At 65.9% G+C, this 1,943-nt stretch carries 1 protein-coding gene; it reads left to right on the top strand.

Translation table 11 applies throughout. From position 1 onward, the window contains the following. Positions 1-12: 12 nt before the first annotated feature. Positions 13-1,943, top strand: a 1,931-nt coding sequence (locus ACFT41_RS32185) for a condensation domain-containing protein (protein ID WP_377614110.1), incomplete at its 3' end; no start/stop codon positions are given.

Below are 1,943 nucleotides of genomic sequence, written 5' to 3'. Positions count from 1 at the left end.
TCCGGCGAACGGATGTACCGCACCGGAGACCTTGCCCGCTGGCGACCCAACGGCGAACTCGAATACCTCGGCCGAGTCGACGACCAAGTCAAAATCCGCGGATTCCGCATCGAACTCGGCGAAATCGAAGCCGCCCTCGCCGCACAACCAGGCGTCGACCGCGCCGTCGTCATCGTCCGCGAAGACCGCCCCGGCGACCGCCGCCTCATCGGCTACATCATCCCCAAGCCAGGCAACGACCTGGACCCGGCCGACATCCGCACCGCCTGCGGACAGACCCTGCCCACCTACATGGTCCCCGCCGCCATCGTCACCATCGACGCACTCCCACTATCGGTCAACGGCAAACTCGACCGCCGCGCCCTGCCCGCACCCGAATACACCACCGGACCCGGCCGAAAACCCTCCACCCCCGCCGAAACAGCCCTGTGCGCCGCGTTCACCGCCATCCTCGGCATCGACACCATCAGCATCGACGACAACTTCTTCGACCTCGGCGGACACTCACTCCTCGTCACTCGCCTCATCAGCCGCATCCGCGCAACCCTCGGCGTCGAACTCGACATCCGCGCCGTGTTCGACAACCCCACCGTGACCCAACTCGCCCGCCTCCTCGACCACACCGGCCACGCCCGCCCACCACTTCGCCCGGCAGACCAACGACCCGACCAACTGCCGCTGTCCTTCGCCCAGCAACGACTCTGGTTCCTCAACCAGATGGAAGGCCCCAGCCCCACCTACAACGTCCCCTTCGCCTGGCGACTACACGGACCCCTCAACCCCACCACCCTCACCACCGCCCTACACGACGTCATCACCCGCCACGAAAGCCTCCGCACCACCTTCCCCGCCATCGACGGCCACCCCTACCAACACATCATCGCCGCCGAAGCAGCCCGACCAGACATCACGGTGACGCCGGCCGATCCCACCACCATCGCCGCCCTGACCGAGCAGGCATCCCGGCACACCTTCGACCTGGCCCACGAACTACCCATCCGCGCCTGGATCTTCCAACTCAACACCAACGAACACGTCCTCGTACTCCTCATGCACCACATCGCCAGCGACGGCTGGTCCATGGGCATCCTCCTACACGACCTACAAGAGGCCTACCAAGCCCGCGCCACCGGCCACGCACCCCACTGGAAACAACTACCCGTCCAATACGCCGACTACACCCTCTGGCAACGCGGACTCTTCGGTGCGGACGGCGACGACGACGGCGTGCTCGCCGGGCAGGTCCGGTACTGGGAAACAGCCCTCGCAGGGCTGCCCGACCAGCTCGAACTACCGTTCGACCGACCCCGCCCCGCATACCCCTCATACCACGGCGGCGAAGTCACCGCTTACATCGACGCCACCCTCCACACCCGCATCACCGAACTCGCCCGCGACCACGACGTCACCCCCTTCATGATCCTGCAAGGCGCCCTCGCCACCCTCCTACACCGATCCGGCGCCGGCACCGACATCCCCATCGGCGCCCCCATCGCCGGACGCAACGACGAAGCCCTCAACCACCTCATCGGCTTCTTCGTCAACACCCTCGTCCTACGCACCGACCTCACCGGCAACCCCACCTTCACCCAACTCCTACACCGCATCCGCCAACACACCCTCACCGCCTACACCAACCAACACATCCCCTTCGAACGCCTCGTAGAAACCCTCAACCCCACCCGCACCGCCGCCCACCACCCCCTCTTCCAAGTCATGCTCGCCGCCGACGACAGCACCCGCCAATGGCACCTCCCCCAACTCCAAGCCCACGACGAACCAATCCCCCTCCCCGCCACCAAATTCGACCTCACCCTCACCTTCCAACAACACCACCAACCCAACGGCACCCCCACCGGCATCACCACCACCCTCGAATACGCCACCGACCTGTTCGACCACCACACCGCCGAAGCCCTCAGCCAACGACTCATCCAACTCCT

Source organism: Micromonospora sp. NPDC057141, assembly GCF_042670805.1.
Lineage (GTDB): Bacteria > Actinomycetota > Actinomycetes > Mycobacteriales > Micromonosporaceae > Micromonospora.
The sequence above is the reverse complement of the archived record's forward strand: the minus strand, read 5'-3'. Positions and strand labels throughout refer to the sequence as shown.